The organism is Caldimonas sp. KR1-144, from assembly GCF_049446155.1.
Lineage (GTDB): Bacteria > Pseudomonadota > Gammaproteobacteria > Burkholderiales > Burkholderiaceae_C > Rivibacter.
The window spans coordinates 178,603-195,003 of record NZ_JBMSEE010000003.1; the positions used below are offsets into that span (position 1 = coordinate 178,603).

The 16,401-nt window shown below is 72.1% G+C and carries 15 protein-coding genes; 4 read left to right on the plus strand and 11 right to left on the minus strand.

Annotated elements, in window-relative coordinates; genetic code table 11:
• Nucleotides 1-156 precede the first annotated feature (156 nt).
• Together wecB and wecC are read left to right on the plus strand one after the other, a co-directional pair.
• Complete coding sequence (gene wecB, locus ACO2TI_RS08770; RefSeq protein WP_423283637.1) at nucleotides 157-1,281, plus strand: non-hydrolyzing UDP-N-acetylglucosamine 2-epimerase; 1,125 nt, start codon at nucleotides 157-159, stop codon at nucleotides 1,279-1,281.
• A gap of 25 nt (nucleotides 1,282-1,306) precedes the next feature.
• Complete coding sequence (wecC, locus tag ACO2TI_RS08775) at nucleotides 1,307-2,578, plus strand: UDP-N-acetyl-D-mannosamine dehydrogenase (RefSeq protein WP_423283639.1); 1,272 nt, start codon at nucleotides 1,307-1,309, stop codon at nucleotides 2,576-2,578.
• Between the two features lie 11 nt (nucleotides 2,579-2,589).
• Here the strand turns inward: wecC and ACO2TI_RS08780 are convergent, their stop codons facing one another.
• The 5 genes from ACO2TI_RS08780 to ACO2TI_RS08800 are packed head-to-tail and all read right to left on the minus strand — an operon-like array spanning nucleotide 2,590 to nucleotide 7,346.
• A complete protein-coding gene (locus ACO2TI_RS08780) occupies nucleotides 2,590-3,279 on the minus strand; it encodes a class I SAM-dependent methyltransferase (RefSeq protein ID WP_423283641.1) in 690 nt (229 codons plus the stop codon).
• Nucleotides 3,276-4,310, minus strand: a complete 1,035-nt coding sequence (locus ACO2TI_RS08785; RefSeq protein ID WP_423283643.1) for a glycosyltransferase family 2 protein — start codon at nucleotides 4,308-4,310, stop codon at nucleotides 3,276-3,278. Before ACO2TI_RS08785 ends, ACO2TI_RS08780 begins: the two co-directional genes overlap by 4 nt.
• Nucleotides 4,307-5,419, minus strand: a complete 1,113-nt coding sequence (locus ACO2TI_RS08790; RefSeq protein ID WP_423283644.1) for a glycosyltransferase — start codon at nucleotides 5,417-5,419, stop codon at nucleotides 4,307-4,309. Before ACO2TI_RS08790 ends, ACO2TI_RS08785 begins: the two co-directional genes overlap by 4 nt.
• Nucleotides 5,416-6,033 carry an acyltransferase gene (locus ACO2TI_RS08795; protein WP_423283646.1) on the minus strand — a complete coding sequence of 206 codons (618 nt, stop codon included), beginning with the start codon at nucleotides 6,031-6,033 and terminating at the stop codon, nucleotides 5,416-5,418. The genes ACO2TI_RS08790 and ACO2TI_RS08795 overlap by 4 nt, the downstream gene beginning before the upstream one ends.
• Nucleotides 6,034-6,038: 5 nt before the next feature.
• Nucleotides 6,039-7,346 (minus strand): lipopolysaccharide biosynthesis protein, encoded by a 1,308-nt coding sequence (locus ACO2TI_RS08800; RefSeq protein WP_423283648.1) that lies wholly within the window; start codon nucleotides 7,344-7,346, stop codon nucleotides 6,039-6,041.
• A 187-nt stretch (nucleotides 7,347-7,533) separates the two neighbouring features.
• On the opposite strand from ACO2TI_RS08800, the gene lysS reads away from it, so the two are divergent.
• Together lysS and ACO2TI_RS08810 are read left to right on the plus strand one after the other, a co-directional pair.
• Nucleotides 7,534-9,063, plus strand: coding sequence for a lysine--tRNA ligase (gene lysS / locus ACO2TI_RS08805; RefSeq protein WP_423283649.1), 1,530 nt, complete (start codon nucleotides 7,534-7,536; stop codon nucleotides 9,061-9,063).
• A gap of 74 nt (nucleotides 9,064-9,137) precedes the next feature.
• On the plus strand, nucleotides 9,138-9,710 hold the full coding sequence (locus tag ACO2TI_RS08810; RefSeq protein ID WP_423283650.1) for a pyridoxamine 5'-phosphate oxidase family protein: 573 nt from the start codon (nucleotides 9,138-9,140) through the stop codon (nucleotides 9,708-9,710).
• Here ACO2TI_RS08810 and ACO2TI_RS08815 read toward each other — a convergent pair.
• The 6 genes from ACO2TI_RS08815 to ACO2TI_RS08840 all read right to left on the minus strand — a co-directional run bounded on the left by ACO2TI_RS08815 (nucleotide 9,707) and on the right by ACO2TI_RS08840 (nucleotide 16,381).
• Entirely contained in the window at nucleotides 9,707-10,600 is an 894-nt protein-coding gene (locus ACO2TI_RS08815) for a hypothetical protein (RefSeq protein WP_423283651.1), read from the minus strand. The genes ACO2TI_RS08810 and ACO2TI_RS08815 overlap by 4 nt on opposite strands.
• Nucleotides 10,601-10,678: 78 nt before the next feature.
• On the minus strand, nucleotides 10,679-11,677 hold the full coding sequence (locus tag ACO2TI_RS08820; protein ID WP_423283652.1) for a lysylphosphatidylglycerol synthase domain-containing protein: 999 nt from the start codon (nucleotides 11,675-11,677) through the stop codon (nucleotides 10,679-10,681).
• Nucleotides 11,634-12,812 (minus strand): cardiolipin synthase ClsB, encoded by a 1,179-nt coding sequence (clsB, locus tag ACO2TI_RS08825; RefSeq protein ID WP_423283654.1) that lies wholly within the window; start codon nucleotides 12,810-12,812, stop codon nucleotides 11,634-11,636. The genes ACO2TI_RS08820 and clsB overlap by 44 nt, the downstream gene beginning before the upstream one ends.
• Nucleotides 12,809-13,573, minus strand: coding sequence for an endonuclease/exonuclease/phosphatase family protein (locus tag ACO2TI_RS08830; protein ID WP_423283656.1), 765 nt, complete (start codon nucleotides 13,571-13,573; stop codon nucleotides 12,809-12,811). The genes clsB and ACO2TI_RS08830 overlap by 4 nt, the downstream gene beginning before the upstream one ends.
• Before the next feature lie 40 nt (nucleotides 13,574-13,613).
• A complete protein-coding gene (locus ACO2TI_RS08835) occupies nucleotides 13,614-15,041 on the minus strand; it encodes a sensor histidine kinase (RefSeq protein ID WP_423283657.1) in 1,428 nt (475 codons plus the stop codon).
• The gene (locus ACO2TI_RS08840) at nucleotides 15,038-16,381 is read right to left on the minus strand and encodes a sigma-54-dependent transcriptional regulator (protein WP_423283659.1); all 1,344 of its coding nucleotides are present in this window, start codon (nucleotides 16,379-16,381) and stop codon (nucleotides 15,038-15,040) included. The genes ACO2TI_RS08835 and ACO2TI_RS08840 overlap by 4 nt, the downstream gene beginning before the upstream one ends.
• Nucleotides 16,382-16,401 lie beyond the last annotated feature (20 nt).

The following is a 16,401-nucleotide window of genomic DNA, read 5'->3' on the forward strand; positions in this document are numbered from 1 at the left end:
TTTCACGCCCACGCCCGCAGCCGCGCCAGCGCGCGGCGTCGAGAACTCCTCACGCATTCCAGGGTGCCGGACCCACCGGAACCAAGGGGGCGCCAAGGGGCGTCGCCGGCCGGTCGCTTGCCACAATCCCGGCAACGGCTGCACGCAAGGGAGCAGATGAAGGTATTGACTGTTTTCGGCACGCGGCCGGAGGCCATCAAGATGGCGCCGCTGGTCAAGCGCCTGGAGGCCACGGCCGGCATCGACGGCCGGGTGTGCGTGACCGCCCAGCACCGCCAGATGCTCGACCAGGTGCTCGAGCTGTTCGAGATCCGACCCGACCATGACCTCAACGTCATGCGCCCGGGCCAGGACCTGTACTCGATCACCAGCGAGATCCTGCAGTCGATCCGCCGCGTCTACGAGGCCGAGCGCCCCGAAGTGGTGCTCGTGCACGGCGACACCACCACCACCTTTGCCGCCACCCTGGCCGCGTTCTACCAGCGCATCCCGGTCGGCCACGTCGAGGCGGGGCTGCGCACCGGCAACCTCTACTCGCCCTGGCCCGAGGAGGCCAACCGCAAGCTCACCGGCGCGCTGGCGCGCCTGCACTTCGCGCCCACGCCCACCTCGCGCGAGAACCTGGTGCGCGAGAGCGTGCCGGCGGCCCACGTGGTCGTGACCGGCAACACGGTCATCGATGCGCTGCTGGCCGTGCGCGCCAAGCTGGAGGCCTCGAGCAGCCTCTCGGCGCAGCTCGCCGCGCGCTTTCCCTATCTGCGCAAGGGCGCGCGGCTGCTCTTGATCACCGGCCACCGCCGCGAGAACTTCGGCAACGGCTTCGAGCGCATCTGCGAAGCCATTGCGCAGCTAGCCAAGCGCTACCCGGACATGGACCTGGTCTACCCGGTGCACCTGAACCCCAACGTGCAGGAGCCGGTGAACCGGCTGCTGTCGGGCATTCCCAACGTGCACCTGATCGAGCCGCTGGACTACCTGCCCTTCGTCTACCTGATGACGCGCTCGACGGTGATCCTCACCGACTCCGGCGGCGTGCAGGAAGAGGCGCCTTCCCTGGGCAAGCCGGTGCTGGTGATGCGCGACACCACCGAGCGGCCCGAGGCGGTCGATGCCGGCACGGTGCGCCTGGTCGGCACCGACGTGGCCAAGATCGTCGAAGGCGTCTCGCTGCTGCTCGACGACCGCAGCGAGTACGAGCGCATGAGCTTCGCCCACAACCCCTACGGCGATGGCCATGCCTGCGAGCGCATCGTCGATGCGCTGCTGACCCGTCTTTCCTGATCGACTGCCTGCTCGAGTTTTCTCCATGAACAGTCCCGAGAAGTTCTCCACCGTCTCGATGATCGGCCTGGGCTACATCGGCTTGCCCACCGCGGCCATGTTCGCCGCGCGGCGCACCCAGGTCATCGGCGTGGACATCAACCAGCACGCGGTCGACACGATCAACGAGGGGCGCATCCACATCGTCGAGCCCGAGCTGGACATGATCGTGCACAGCGCCGTGCACGAGGGCCACCTGCGCGCCACGACGAAGCCGGAGGCGGCTGATGCTTTCCTGATTGCCGTGCCCACGCCGTTCAAGGGCGACCACGAGCCGGATGTGAGCTTCGTCGAGGCGGCCGCGCGCTCGATCGCGCCGGTGCTGCGCCGGGGCAACCTGGTGGTGCTGGAGTCGACTTCGCCGGTGGGCACGACCGAACTGCTGGTGCAGTGGCTGGCCGAAGCGCGCCCGGACTTGCGTTTCCCGACCGAGGGCGTCACCGATGGCAGCCAGGTCGACGTCAACGTCGCCTACTGCCCCGAGCGCGTGCTCCCCGGCCAGGTGGTGCGCGAACTGGTGGCCAACGATCGCATCATCGGCGGGCTGACCGCGCGTTGCTCGCAGCGCGCGGTGGACCTGTACCGCATCTTTGTGCAAGGCGAGCTGCTGGTAACCAACGCGCGCACGGCCGAGATGTGCAAGCTCACGGAGAACTCGTTCCGTGACGTCAACATCGCCTTCGCCAACGAGCTGTCGATCATCTGCGACCGTCTGGACATCAATGTGTGGGAGCTCATCCGCCTGGCCAATCGCCATCCGCGCGTGAAGATCCTGCAGCCCGGCGCCGGCGTCGGCGGCCATTGCATCGCGGTCGATCCCTGGTTCATCGTCGACAAGACGCCTGAACAGGCACGTCTCATTCGCACCGCCCGCGAGGTCAATGACGGCAAACCGTTGTGGGTGCTCGAGAAGGTGCGCGAGGCCATTGCTCGCTGCGGCAAGAGCGAATCGGACGCCCGCATCGCCGTGCTCGGCCTCGCCTTCAAGCCCAACATCGACGACCTGCGCGAAAGCCCCGCGCTGCACATCGCCGAGCACCTGGTGCGCAGCACGCGCGCCCAGCTTCGCTTCGTCGAGCCCAACGTGAAGTCGCTGCCGCGCACGCTCGAAGCCGGCCGTCTGGTCAGCCTCGAGGCGGGCCTCGACGGTGCCGACATCGTGCTGGTGCTGGTGGGCCACCGCGAGTTCGCCGACCTCGCCGGCAAGCTCGGCAAGGAGCAGGTGGTGATCGACGCGGTGGGCGCGGTCGTCGGCTGAACGAACGCCGTTCAGGCCTTCACGGCCCACACGAGGCGATGGGTGCGCAACGGCCACAGGCAGGCCGAAGCGGCACCCAGCAGCGCCGCCGGTAAGCGCCGCGCGATCGGCGGCGCGAGCGTCACGCGCCGCACGTCGAACCGCGCCTGGGGAAACAGTGCGCGCACGCGCCGCATCGGCACGCCCCGCACGTCCGGATTGCGCGGGTTGTCGACCGCGAAGTCGTACCAGAGCACGCCGCCGCCCGGCGCGACCCAGCGCCACATCGCCTCGGCCAGGCGCTGCTGGAAAGCATCGTCGAGCAGCGACGAGAACACGGTGAAGGCGAGCACGGCCTGCTGACTGAGCGGCGCGATGTCGGCAGCGAGCGCGTCGCCCTCGATCACCCGCACCGCGCCCGGCAGCGATGCCCGTGCGGCCGCAGCACGCTCGGGCAGCAGCTCCACGCCGGTCAGCCGCGCCGGCTCGGCGCCGAGCCGGATCAGGTCCAGCAGGTTGCCGCCGGCGCCGCAGCCGACTTCGAGCATCGAGCGGCCGGCCAGCGTGGTCCAGCCGTGCGCCCTCCACAGCGAGACCATGGCACGCAGCCGCTCCTGCTGGGCCTGCTGCGCGGCGGCATTAAAGAGGCTGTAGCGCCCTTCGCCGGCGGCCGTGTCGCGGCGCGCATAGCGCGCGGCCAGGGCCCGCAGCTCGTCGCTCACCGCGTCACCACCCCAAACCCCGCCGACGGCCGGCGCTTCGTGATCACGTCGAACCACCCGCGCAGCGTCCCGAGCCCATAGCCGCCGTGCGTCGTGACGATCACCAGCGGCAGCATCGGCAGCAGTTCCCAGCCCGCCTTGCGCGCGATCGAGACCGAGGCGCCGAGCGCGTAGAACGCGTACAGCCAGCCCAGCCAAGCGAAGCCCCGCGCCGCCGCGGGCGATACCAAGCCCAGCACCAGCAGCAGCGCCATCAGCGCGACGAAGGCGCCCGGCACCAGCTGGCGCAGCGATGCCGGCCGGCCGTGCTTGCGCGTCACGAAGGGCTTCCAGTAGCCGTACTGCAGCTGCTGGCGAAACAGCTGGCCGAGCGTCGCGCGCGGCCAGTAGCTCGAGACGATCTCGCGGCTTTGCCACACACGCGCGCCGGCCCGCGCGAGGCGCAGGTTGTGCTCGTCGTCCTGGTTGCGCACCAGCTGCTCGTCGAAGCCGCCGTGCTGCTCGAAGGTGCGGCGCGGCCAGCAGCCGAGGTAGACGGTGTCGACCGGGCCCTCGTACTCGAGGTCGCGCGAGCGCGCGCCGCCCATCACCCAGCGCGACTGGAACGCCGCCGCGATCGCCTCCTGCACGACGCCCTCGCCCTCGGCCCTCCATGGCCCGCCGACGTTGTCGGCGCCGGTGCGCTCGAGCGCGGCGATGCACTGCGCGAGGTAGTCGCTCTCGTAGCTGGTGTGCAGGTCCATGCGCGCGATCAGCGCGCCGCGCGCCTGCTCGAGGCAGCGGTTCAGGCCGGTCGAGACGATGCGCTTCGGGTTGTCGATCAGCCGGAAGCGCGTGTCCTCGGCGCAGCGCGCGAGCAGCCGGTTGCGCGTGCCGTCGGTGCTGCGGCCGTCGGCGATCAGCGCCTCGAAGCTCCAGCCATCGGGCAGCTCCTGCTCGGCGATCGCGTCACAGAACGCGTCGAGGTGGGCGATCTCGTTGAAGCACGGCGCGATGATCGAGATCAGGCGCGGCTGGCCGTGGGCATTCATGTCGTCGCTCCTCCTGGCGCGGGAGCCTGGAGCCACAGCGACTCGTACAGCACCGCCATGCGGTCCATCTGGCCGCGCCGCGAGCCCTTCTGCTCGACCAGCCTGCGGTTGCGCTCGCCCAGGGTTCGCACCTGAGCGCGGTCGTCGCACAGGCGGATCAGCGCGCGCGCGAGCGCCGCGTCGTCGCGCGGCGGCACGCGCCAGGCCGCGTCGACCCAGGGCCGGTTGGCCGGCAGGTCGCTCGCCACCACCGCGACGCCGCAGGCCATCGACTCCAGCATCGCGACCGAGGTGGCGTCGCTCGTCGGCACCGTGACCGACACCGACGCGCGCTGCAGCGCCTCGACCATGCCCACGTCATCCGTGCGGCCGATCAGGCGCAGCGCGTCGTCGCCGAGCTCGAGCTGGATCGCCAGCGAATGCAGCTCGCGGTCGAGCGGCCCACCGCCCAGCAGCGTGAGCACTGCATTCGCCTCGGGGCGCTCGTGGCGCAGCCGCGCGAAGGCGCGCAGGATCACGTCGATGTTGTAGTTCGGTTCCCAGTTGCGCAGGCTCACGATCTCGAAGCCGGCCTTGGCCGCACGAGCGGGGCGGAAGCGGTCGGTGTCGGCGCCCCACAGCACCTCGTGGCAGGGCGCGCGCACGCCATAGCCGCGGATCGCCTCGATCACGTCGGCCGAGTCGGCCGTCACGAGCTGCGCCTGGCGCAGGCTCCAGCCGACCAGACCGCTCATGAAGCTGCCGCGCAGGCCCGGTTCGCGCGGCGTGACGAGGATGTCCGAGCCCCACGCGGTGAGCACCTTGGGCACCGGATAGCCGCAGGCCGCGGCCCACAGACCGTAGGAGGTGACGTAGTGGCCGTGCACCCAGTGCGGCCGGATGCGGCGCGCGAGCGCGCGCACCTGCGGAATCGCGCGGAACCAGCCGAGCGCGCTGTCGCCCTCGTGCAGCGCGATCACCTCCTTGGACCCGGCGATCGTGCCGGGGCGGCGGGTGACGACGTAGCACTCGAACTGGCGCTCGGCCATGGCCTGCACCCAGCGGCGCGTGTGGATGTTGCTGGCGTCGGCGAAAAACAGGATGCGCCGAGAGGTGTCGGTGGCTGTCATGCGTTCCCCGCCTGCTCGATGACCTTTCTCACCCACGCCTCGTAGGCATCGCGCTGCGCCGCACCGAAAGCCGTCTCGCCCTGGCGCTCGATCCATGCGCGGTCGCCCTCGCGCACGTCGCCGACCACGCGCGCCGGCTGGCCCTCGACAATCGCGAAGTCCGGCACCTCGCCGCGCACGTAGCTGTAGGCGCGCACCAGCACGCCGACGCCGATCCGGCTGCCGGGCGCGATCGTGCTATGCGGGCCGATGAAGCTCCAGGCGCCGATCGCCGTGGCCGCGTGCTCGTAGCCGGCCGGGCTCGGGTGGCCGAAGTAGCGCTCGCGCTCCAGGCGCAGCGCGCGGTGGCTGGAATGCGTCAGCACCGAGACGTGGTTGGTGATCTGCACGCCATCGCCGATGTCCAGGCCGCCCGAAGCGTCGATGAAGTTGTGGTGGCCGATGAAGACGTGGTCGCCGAGCACCAGCTTGTGCGGCGATTCGATCGCGGTGCCGGTGCTCACGCGCGTGTGCGCGAGCCAGCGGCCGTCAGCGGCGCGGCAGCCGTAGAGCATGCGCGGCGCGGCCAGCCAGGCGTGGCAGCGGCGCAGGGGGGCGAGCAGATTGCGCAGCAAGGCGTTCAGCGTGACGTCGAGGCGGGGCGCTCATTCTCACCGGCAGCCGCGCGCTCGGGCAGCCCCCGCCACAGCGCCGCGGCCGGCAGGCCGGCGTCTCGCAGGAAGAGGCGCAGCGCGACGGCGATCGCCAGCAGGTAGCCGGCGCTCGTCGCCAGCGCCGCGCCCGGCGCGCCCAGGCGCGGCACCGCCAGCGCGGCGACCGCCAGCGTGATCGCCAGCGACAGCCCGGCGATGCCGGCCGACCACTGCGGGCGTCCGCGATGGTTGGTGTAGTAGGCCGACAGGCTGGAGGCCGCCGCGTAGCCGGCAACGCCCGGCAGCAGCAGCACCAGCGGCACGATCGCGCCGGCATAGGCCGCGCCGAGCACGGCCGGCAGCAGCGCCCAGGCCAGCAGCGCCAGCAGCGGCGCGGCCGCCAGCGTCGCGCCCAGGTTGATGCGCACCGCGCGCAGCGTCAGCGCCGCGGCCTCGCGCGCGTCGGGGCTGCCGATGCGGTGGTAGGCCGCCACCGTGACCGCCGACGACAGCAGCCACAGCAGCTCGGCCACCTGCACCGCGACCGAGTAGACGCCCGCTTCGCTCAAGCCGCGCAGCCGCTCGACGAGAAACAGCGTCGCGCGGTAGTTGGCCAGGCTCACGAGGTTGGTGACGGCGATCACCGCAACGAAGCGCCAGGCCTCGCGCGGCGCGGTCGGCGCCGGTTCGGCCGGGCCGGCACGGTCCTCGCACCACGCGACGGCACCGGCGGCCAAGCCCACCGCGGCCTTGCCGGCAGCCCAGGCCGCCAGCACCAGGACCACCGTGCTCGAGTGCAGCGTCGCGGCCGCGAGCAGCACGGCCAGCACCACGGCCGGCGCCGCCACCAGCGGCAGGTTCAGCGCCAGCAGCCGGCCTTGGCCCATCCACAGCCCGGTGGCCGTGGGCACCATCAGCGTCAGCGGAGCCACGAGCGCGAGCAGCCACAGGTGGCGGTACGGATCGGCCTGCGCCACCACCGCCCACGCCGCCAGCACCGCCGCGGCGACGATGCCGAACAGGACGGCCGCTCCCAGCAGCCGCCGCGCGCGCCCGGCCGGCAGCGCGCCACGCCGCTGCGAGACCTCGCGCGCCAGCAGCAGCCCGAGGCCGGAGCCCAGCGTGACCAGCGCCGACTCCACCGCGACGAACAGCGCGAAGGCACCCTGCACCGCGGGCCCCAGCCGCGCCACCGCGACCAGGATCGCCAGCCCGAGGCCCACCGCGAGCAGCTTGGCGCCCAGGTTGAGCGCGGCACCGGACAGCAAGGGGCGTTGGGACGGCTGTGAACTCATGGGCGGCGCATTGTCGATGACCTGCTCCCTCTCCCAGCCTCCGTGGGAGGGCCGGGGTGAGGGCCGGGCCGAACCCCTCACCCCCACCCTCTCCCCGCCAGCGGGGCGAGGGAGCCCAGGGTCCCTAAAATCGCGGGTTTCCATGCCCGGCGCGCCCCTTCCTCGCCGGTGCCCTTCGAAAGCCTCCATGAGCCAGCAGCCGACCGCGCCGCACACCGCCGCGCATGCCGCCGACGAGAACCAGCTGATCGCCGAACGCCGCGAGAAACTCGCCGCGCTGCGCGCGCAGGGCATTGCCTATCCCAACGACTTCAAGCCGCGCGACCATGCGCTCGCGCTGCACCGCGCCCACGAGGCCAAGAGCAACGAAGAGCTCGAGGCGCAGCCGGTCACGGCCTGCATCGGCGGGCGCATGATGCTCAAGCGCGAGATGGGCAAGGCCTGCTTCGCGACGCTGCAGGACGCATCGGGCCGCATCCAGATCTACGTCAAGCAGGACATGGTCGGGCCCGAGACGCTGGCCGCGTTCAAGAAGTGGGACCTCGGCGACATCCTCGGCTGCGAGGGCACGCTGTTCAAGACCAAGACCGGCGAGCTGACGATCCAGGTCAGCTCGATCCGCCTCGTCGCCAAGAGCCTGCGTCCGCTGCCGGACAAGTTCCACGGCATGACCGACCAGGAGCAGAAGTACCGCCAGCGCTACGTCGACCTCATTGCCGACCCGGCCTCGCGCGAGCGCTTCGCGGCGCGCAGCAAGGCCATCTCGTCGATCCGCCAGTACATGGTCGAGCACGGCTTCCTCGAAGTGGAAACGCCGATGCTGCATCCCATCCCCGGCGGCGCGAACGCCAAGCCCTTCGTCACGCACCACAACGCGCTGGACCAGCAGATGTTCCTGCGCATCGCGCCCGAGCTCTACCTCAAGCGCCTGGTGGTCGGCGGCTTCGAGCGCGTGTTCGAGATCAACCGCAACTTCCGCAACGAGGGGATCTCGGTCCGCCACAACCCCGAGTTCACGATGATGGAGTTCTACGCGGCCTACTGGGACCACCGCGACATCATGGACTACACCGAGGCCGTGATTCGCTGCACCGCGCGCAAGGCCGCCGGCAGCGCGCGGCTGCACTACCAGGGCCGCGAAGTGGATCTCGAAAGCCCGTTCGCGCGCGTCTCGATGCGCGACAGCCTGGTCAAGTACGCCGGCCTGACCGAAGCCGAGGCCGACTCGGCCCCGGCGCTGCACGCCAAGCTCGTTGCACTCGGCGAGGAGCCGGCCCCGCTCGGCAGCCCGCGCGCCGGCCTGGCGCAGCTGCAGTTCGCGATGTTCGAGGCCAAGGTCGAGGAGCAGCTATGGCAGCCGACCTTCATCATCGACTACCCGGCCGAGGTGAGCCCGCTGGCGCGCGCCTCGGACACCGACGCGTCGATCACCGAGCGCTTCGAACTCTTCGTCTGCGGCCGCGAGCTGGCCAACGGCTTCTCCGAGCTCAACGACCCGGAGGACCAGGCCGCGCGCTTCCTCGCGCAGGTGGCGGCCAAGGACGCCGGCGACGAGGAGGCGATGTTCTACGACGCCGACTACGTGCGCGCGCTCGAGTACGGCATGCCGCCGGCCGGCGGCTGCGGCATCGGCATCGACCGGCTGATCATGCTGCTGACCGACTCGCCCAACATCCGCGACGTGATCCTCTTCCCGGCGCTGCGCCGGGAAGCGTGAACCGGTTCGGCCTCGCGCGGCGCGGGCTGACCTAGCGCAAAGCGCGGGGCCGACCGCTGCGCTACGGTCACCAAGTGGAGACACGCTTCGAATCGCTCGGCCCGCTAGAGGCCGCCTTGTGGCGCGAGCTGATGATGGCCGCGCACGACCGCGAGCACGGCTGGCACAGCTGCGTGCTGGCAACGCACGACGCGCACGATGGTCCCGACGCGCGCACGGTCGTGCTGCGCGAGGTCGACCCCGAACGGCGGCAGCTGTTCATCTACACCGACGCGCGTTCGGCCAAGCACCGGCAGCTCGACGCCGATGCGCGCGCGATGCTCGTGTGCTGGTCGCCGCAGCTGGGCTGGCAGCTGCGGCTGCGGCTGATCTGCGAGGTCAGGAGCGAGGGCCTCGACGTGACCTCGCGCTGGGCGCAGCTGCGCAGTCGCCCTTCGGCACGCGACTACCTCGCGCCGCTGGCGCCGGGCGTGGCGCTGCCCGACGATCCGGCGCGCCAGCCGCAAGCCGCGCCGACCTCGGTCGAGCGCACGCATTTCGCGCTGATCGGCGCACAGGTGCTGTCGGTCGACTGGCTCGAGCTGCACCGCGACGGCCATCGCCGCGCACGTTTCGACGCCCACGGCGCGCGCTGGCTGCAGCCCTAGCGTTGCCGCGCGCCGTCGTAGGCCTCGGTCTCGACGAAGCGCGTGTTGCCCAGGCCCAGCATGTCGCGCGCGAACAGCATGTCCGACATCAGCTTGCCGTTGGCGCTCGCGCCGCCCTGGCGGCGCACCAGGCGCTCGATCATCTCGATCACGTCGACCAGATCGTTGATGGTCGCGGCCTTGTGCAGGCGCTTGTGCAGGCGATGCCGCGGCGGCATGGCCTCGATCGCGGCCAGCAGCAGCTCGCGCACCTCGTGCACGATGAGCTCCTCGCCGACCAGGCGCGGCGCGCGGGCCTCGGGCCGGCGCGCTTCGAGCGGCGGCGGCGCCAGATCGATCTCGACGTGTGGCATCGGCTCGGCGCCGGGTTCGAGCACCGGCAGCTCGATGTCGGCCGGCAGCGCGCGCCGCACCGGCAGCGGTTCGACGGCGCCCGAGACCATTGCCGCGGGCGCCGCCGCCGGTTCGGGCAGGGCCGCCGGCGCGGCTTCGATCGTGGGTTCGGGCGGCGCCTGCACCTCGACCGCCTCGACCGGTTCGCTCGCCGCGACCGCCGGCTCGACCGCCGCCTCGGGCACGACGTCGAGATCGGCCTCGGCATTCGAACCCGAGGTCGTGTCGCCGCCCGTCGATTCGAACAGCGACTCGGATTCGGGCTCCGCCGTCAGCGTCGGCACCTGCGGCAGCTCCACGAGGCCCAGGCGCACCAGTTCCTCGAAGTGCTGCACGCTCGCGCCGGCCTTCTGCGCCAGGCTCAGCACGACGCTCAGCGGCCGCGCGCCGTCGACCAGCAGCAGCACCGTGCGGTGGCGCTGGCTCAGGCCGTGCGAACGGCGGCGCAGCTCTTCGCGGCCGAGGGCGGTCTTGACGGGCAGGACGGTGGCGGGCATGGCAGTCATCTCGATCAACCGCATTCTGGTGCGCCGAGGGCAGCACCCATGCCACGGAAATCACGCTTGGCCGCTCGGTCACGTTTGCTGACGTAGCTCGCGCCGCGCCAGCTGCTCGATGCGGGCGTAGACGCCCAGCGCCAGCACCAGCGGCGCCAGGTAGTACAGCGCCCGGTAGGCCAGCAGCACGCCGACCACCTCGGCCGCCGGCACGCGGTGCGACAGCAGGCTGGCGAACACCGCCTCAAGCACGCCCAGGCCGGCCGGCACGTGCGCCAGCACGCCCGCCACCGCGGCGATGCACAGCACCGACAGCACGCTCGGGTAGTCGATGCGCTGGCCGAACAGCACGTACAGCACGCCGCCGATCAGCGCCCAGTTCAGCGTCGACAGCATCAGCTGCAGCGCGGCGGTGCGCGCCGACGGCAGATGGAAGGCGTGGCCGCGCCAGGCCCAGTCGCGCCGCTTCGCGAACGCGCACATCGCCCAGTAGCCCAGCGCCGCGGCGACCATCGCCGCGCCCAGCCAGCGCAGGCCGGCGGCGTCGATGCGCCACGACGGCGGCAGCGCCAGCGGCCGCAGCGCGAACATCGAGCCGGCCAGCAGCAGGTAGCCCAGCCAGTTGGTCGCCAGGCTCAGGCTCAGCACGCGCGCGATCGTGCCGGGTGCGAGGCCCAGCCGCGAATAGAGCCGCAGCCGGAACGCGATGCCGCCGACCAGCGCGCCCAGGTTCAGGTTGAACGCATAGCTGACGAAGGTCACCGCGACCACGCGCGCACGAGGCAGCGCGTGGCCGGTGTAGTGGCGCCCGAGCAGGTCGTAGTGCGCGTACAGCCCGTGGCTGGCCGCCGTCAGCAGTGCCGCGGCCGCCAGCATGCCGGGCGACAGGCGCGCGAGCGCCGCACCGACCTCGGCCCAGTCGAGATCGCGCGCCAGCAGCACCAGCAGCACGCCGACCAGCACGAGAAAGCCGGCCAGCAAGGCGCGGCGCGCGCGTGGGCCGAGCCGGCGCCGCCCGCCGCCCGCTGGCTCGTCAGGAATGCGAGGCGCGCTCGGGTACCGCGACGAACGGCTCATGAGGCGGCAATGCTGCGGCCCACGCCGGGAAGCGGCGCAGGAAATGGAACACGATCACGCTGCGCGCAAGCGCCCACAGCCCCGGCGCGCGGCCATGGCGCTCGACCGGCCTGCAGTGCCGCTGGAGCAGCCGCTCGAGCCGCGTACGCAGCGCGAGCGCGAACTCGGCATCGCGCACGACGACGTTGGCCTCCAGGTTCAGCGACAGGCTGAGCGGATCGAGATTGCTCGAGCCCACCGTGGCCCAGATGTCGTCGACCTGGGCCACCTTGCCGTGCATCGGCCGCTCGCAGTACTCGTAGACCTCGACGCCGGCATGCAGCAGGTGCTCATAGAGCAGCGCGGCCGCCGCCTTGACGATCGCCATGTCGGGCTCGCCTTGCAGCACCAGCCGCACGCGCACGCCGCGGCGCGCGGCGCGGCGCATCTCCTGCAGCAGCCGCCAGCCGGGAAAGAAGTAGGCGTTTGCGATCAGCACCTCGCGCCGCGCCGCGCGGATCGCGAGGCGGTAGTGGCGTTCGATGTCGGTACGGTGCCGGTGGTTGTCGCGCGTGACGAACAAGGCCTGCGCCGAGCCCGCCGGCGCAGGCGCCGGCGCCGGTGGCAGGCGGTGGCGCCCGCCGTGGTCGGCCTCGGCCACCGCCCGCACGAAGCGGTGGATGTCAGCCACCAGCGGCCCGCGCACCTCGACCGAATAGTCCTGCTTGGCCTCGGGGCCGTAGTCGCCCAGGTGGTCGGCCGAGTAGTTGATGCCGCCGACGAAGGCGCGCTCGCCGTCGATGACCGCGAGCTTGCGGTGCATGCGGCGCAGCAGGTTGACGCGAAAGCCGAGCCAGCGGCTGCCCGGCGCAAAGACGCGATAGCGCACGCCGGCACTGACCAGCGAGTCGACGAAAGCCGCGCTCAGGTCGGCCGAGCCGAAGCCGTCGACCAGCAGGTCGACCTCCACCCCGCGCCGGGCCGCGCGCACCAGCGTGTCGCGCAGCGCGAGGCCGACCTTGTCCTCGAACAGGATGAAGGTCTCGATGACGACGTCGCGGCGCGCGGCGTCGATCGCGCCGAAGACGGCCGGGAAGAACTCCTCGCCGTTCTCGAGCAGCGTGACGCGGTTGCCGTGGCGCACGGGGGCCTTCACAGGAGGATCTCCGCGGCCAGCGGCGCGTGGTCCGACAGATGCGACCACGGCCGCGCCGGCAAGGCGACCGGCGCGTGCACGCGCGCGTTGCGCACGTAGATGCGATCGAGCTGCAGCATCGGCAGGCGCGCCGGGAAGGTGCGCTGCGCACGTCCGTGGGTGTGCACGAACACCTCGCGCAAGCCGGCGCACTGCTCCAGCACGCGGTGGGCGCGCCGGCGCCAGTCGTTGAAGTCGCCGGCGACGATCAGCGGCGCGCCCGCCGGCACGTCCTTTTCGACCATCTGGCACAACAGCTCGATCTGGCGGCGGCGCTGGCTTTCGCGCAGGCCCAGGTGCACGCAGATCGCATGCACCTCGAGCGACTGCAGGGGCAGCCTCAGCACGCAGTGCAGCAGGCCGCGCGGCTCGCGCCCGCCGGTCGAGACGTCGAGATTGCGGTGCTGCAGGATCGGGAACTTGGACAGCAGCGCGTTGCCGTGGTGACCGTGCGGATAGACCGCGTTGCGGCCATAGGCGAACTCGGGCCACATCGAGTCGGCCAGGAACTCGTAGTGCGGCAGCGGCGTCCAGTTCGCGAAGCGCCCGGCATGCAGCGCATGCATGCCCAGCACCTCCTGCAGGAACACCACGTCGGCCGAGACCGCGCGCACCGCCTCGCGCAGTTCGTGCAGGATGAACCGGCGATTGAAGAAGGTGAACCCCTTGTGGGTGTTCACGGTGAGGACCTTGAGCGAGGTCTGCGCATTGAGGGCTTTCATGCCCTTCGCGCCACGGCAATCGCCGTGCCCGAGCCTGCGCTCAGCCCGCGCCGGGCGGCGGCACCCGCGGCAGCTCCAAGGCCACGCACATGCCGCCGCCTTCGCGGCGCGCGAGCACGATGCGCCCGCCGTGGGCCTCGGCGATCTCGCGCGCGAGCGCCAGGCCCAGGCCGCTGCCGTCGCGCTTGGTCGAGTAGAACGGCAGCAATGCCTGCGCGAGCACCGAGTCGCTCATGCCCGACCCGCGGTCGGCCACCTCGAGGCGCCAGTGCTCGCCGGCGCGCCCGATCGACAGCGTCACCGCGCCGGGCTCGCCGCCGGCCTCGTGCGCGTTCTTCAGCAGATTGATCAGCGCCTGCTCGATCTGCCCGGCGTCGAGCAGCGCCGGCTCGTCGGGCAGCGCGCCGTCGAGCGCGAAGCGCGCATGCATCGCCAGCCGCTCGACGAAGTCCGGCCACGCAACGGGCGCCGGCCGCGGCGCCGGCAGCCGTGCGAAGCGCGCATAGCCTTCGAGGAAGCCGTGCAGGTGGCGTGCGCGCTCGCCGATGCCGGCAAACACCTCGGCCAGGCGCGCGACGTCGCCGCGCCGCGCGAGCTCGGCGCCGCTGTGCGCGAGCGACGAGATCGGCGCGAGCGAGTTGTTGAGCTCGTGACTGATGACGCGGATCACGCGCTTCCAGCTCGCCACCTCCTGGCGCGAGAGCTCGCGCGTCATGCGCCGCAGCAGCAACAGCCGGTGCGCGCGGCCTTGCAGCTGCACGTCGCGCACCAGCAGGTGGAAGCGCTCCTCGCCGCCGCCCTCGGCGACCTCGAACAAGGCGTCCTGGCCGCTGGCCACGGCCTGGCGCAGCTCGGGGCCGGCCTTCGCGAGCAAGGGCTCGAACGGCAGGCCGTCGAGGCTGCGCCCCTCGTGCAGCAGCTGGCGCGCGGCGAGATTGGCGTAGGCGACGCGCTGTTGCGCGTCGGCCGCGTCGACCAGCACCAGCGCGACCGGCGTGTGCTGGACCACGGTGTCGAGCAGCAGCTCGCGCTGCGCGAGCTGGCGACGTTGCGCGGCAAGCGCCTCGCCGAGCTCGTTGTGCACGCGCGTGAGCTCGGCGAACTCGCCCTGGCCATGCACCGCGATCGAGGTGCTGAAGTCGCCGTCTCGGTAGCTCAGCACCGCGCCCTGCAGCGCGCGCAGCAGCCGGCGCCACGGCGCCGCAACCCGCAGCGCCAGCAGCCAGGCCAGCGGCACCGCGAGCGCGAAGGTCAGCGCCCAGGCCGTGGCGCTGCCTTCGGCGGGAGCGCGCCAGCCGAGGCCCAGCGCGGCATCGAGCGCAGCCAGCAGCTGCGGCAACGGCCAGCGCGTGAGCCCGAGATGCAGGGCCGCGCCGGCCAGCGCGAAGGCCAGGAACAGCGCCGCCAGCGCGACCGGCAGGCGCTGCGCCGGCAGCCAGGCGCGCGAGGCCTGCGTGCCCTTGGTCATGCGTCCGTCGCGCCGAGCCCGTAGCGCTCCATGCGACGGTACAAGGCCTGGCGCGACAGACCGAGCGACTGCGCCGCGCGCGCGACCACGCCGTCGGCACGCGCGAGCGCGGCGACCACCGCCTCGCGGCTGGGCTCGTCGAGGTTGCGCGCGAGCGCCGGCGGCGACGGCGGCAAGCCGAGCTGCTCGACGCCGATGCGCCCGTTCACGGCCAGCAGCACCGCGCGCTCGATCGCGTTCTTCAGCTGCCGCACGTTGCCGGGCCAGGCGCAGTCGACGAGCGCCGCGCGCGCCGGCTCGTCGAGCGTCGCGCGGCCGGCGAGGAAGTGCTCGGCCAGCGGCAGCACGTCGTCGCGGCGCTCTGCCAGCGGCGGCAGGCGCACCTCGATGACGTTGAGGCGGTAGTACAGGTCTTCGCGGAACGTGCCGCGCTCGACCATGGCCTTCAGGTCGGCATTGGTCGCGCTGACGACGCGCACCTTCACCTGCTGGGTGCGGCTCGAGCCGAGGCGCTCGAAGCGGCCGGTCTCCAGCACGCGCAGCAGCTTGACCTGGCCGGCCAGCGGCAGGTTGCCGATCTCGTCGAGGAACAGCGTGCCGCCGTCGGCCGCCTCGAAGCGGCCTTCGCGCGCACGCTGCGCGCCGGTGTAGGCGCCGCTGTCGGCGCCGAAGAGCTCGGCCTCGATCAACTCGGCCGGCAGCGCCCCGCAGTTGACCGCGACGAAGGGGCCGCGCCGCACGTCGGAGTTGCGATGCACGAGCTGCGCGATGCGCTCCTTGCCGGCGCCGTTGGGCCCGGTGATCAGCACCGGCACCTCGGCGCGCGCGACCTGGCACGCGAGCTCGAGCGCCTGCGTCATCGCCTCCGACGCGAACACCAGGCCCTCGAGCGCGTAGCGCTGCGCGAGCGCCGCGCGCCGCGCGCGCAGTTGCCGGCGCGCCTGCGCTGCCTCGCGCGAGGCCTCGCCGAGCTCGAGCAGGTTCTCGACGGTGGCGAGCAGCTTGGCGTCGTCCCAGGGCTTGGCGAGGTAGTCGGCCGCGCCGGCCTTGACCAGCTGCACCGCGCTTTCCAGCCTCGTCCAGCCGGTCAGGAGGATCACCGGCAGATCGGGGTGGCGTTCGCGGATCGCGCGAAACAGCGCCGCGCCCTCGTCGCCCGAGGTGGTGTCGGCGCTGAAATTCATGTCCTGGATCACCAGGTCGATCGGTTCGCGCGCGAGCGCGGCCAGGCCCTCGTCGGGCCCGGCGGCGACCACGGTGCGAATGCCGCGCAGCGACAGCAGCAGCGACAGCGCTTCGCCGACCGAGGGCTTGTCGTCGATGACGAGGGCGGTATGCATCGGCCCCGATGCTACGGGCT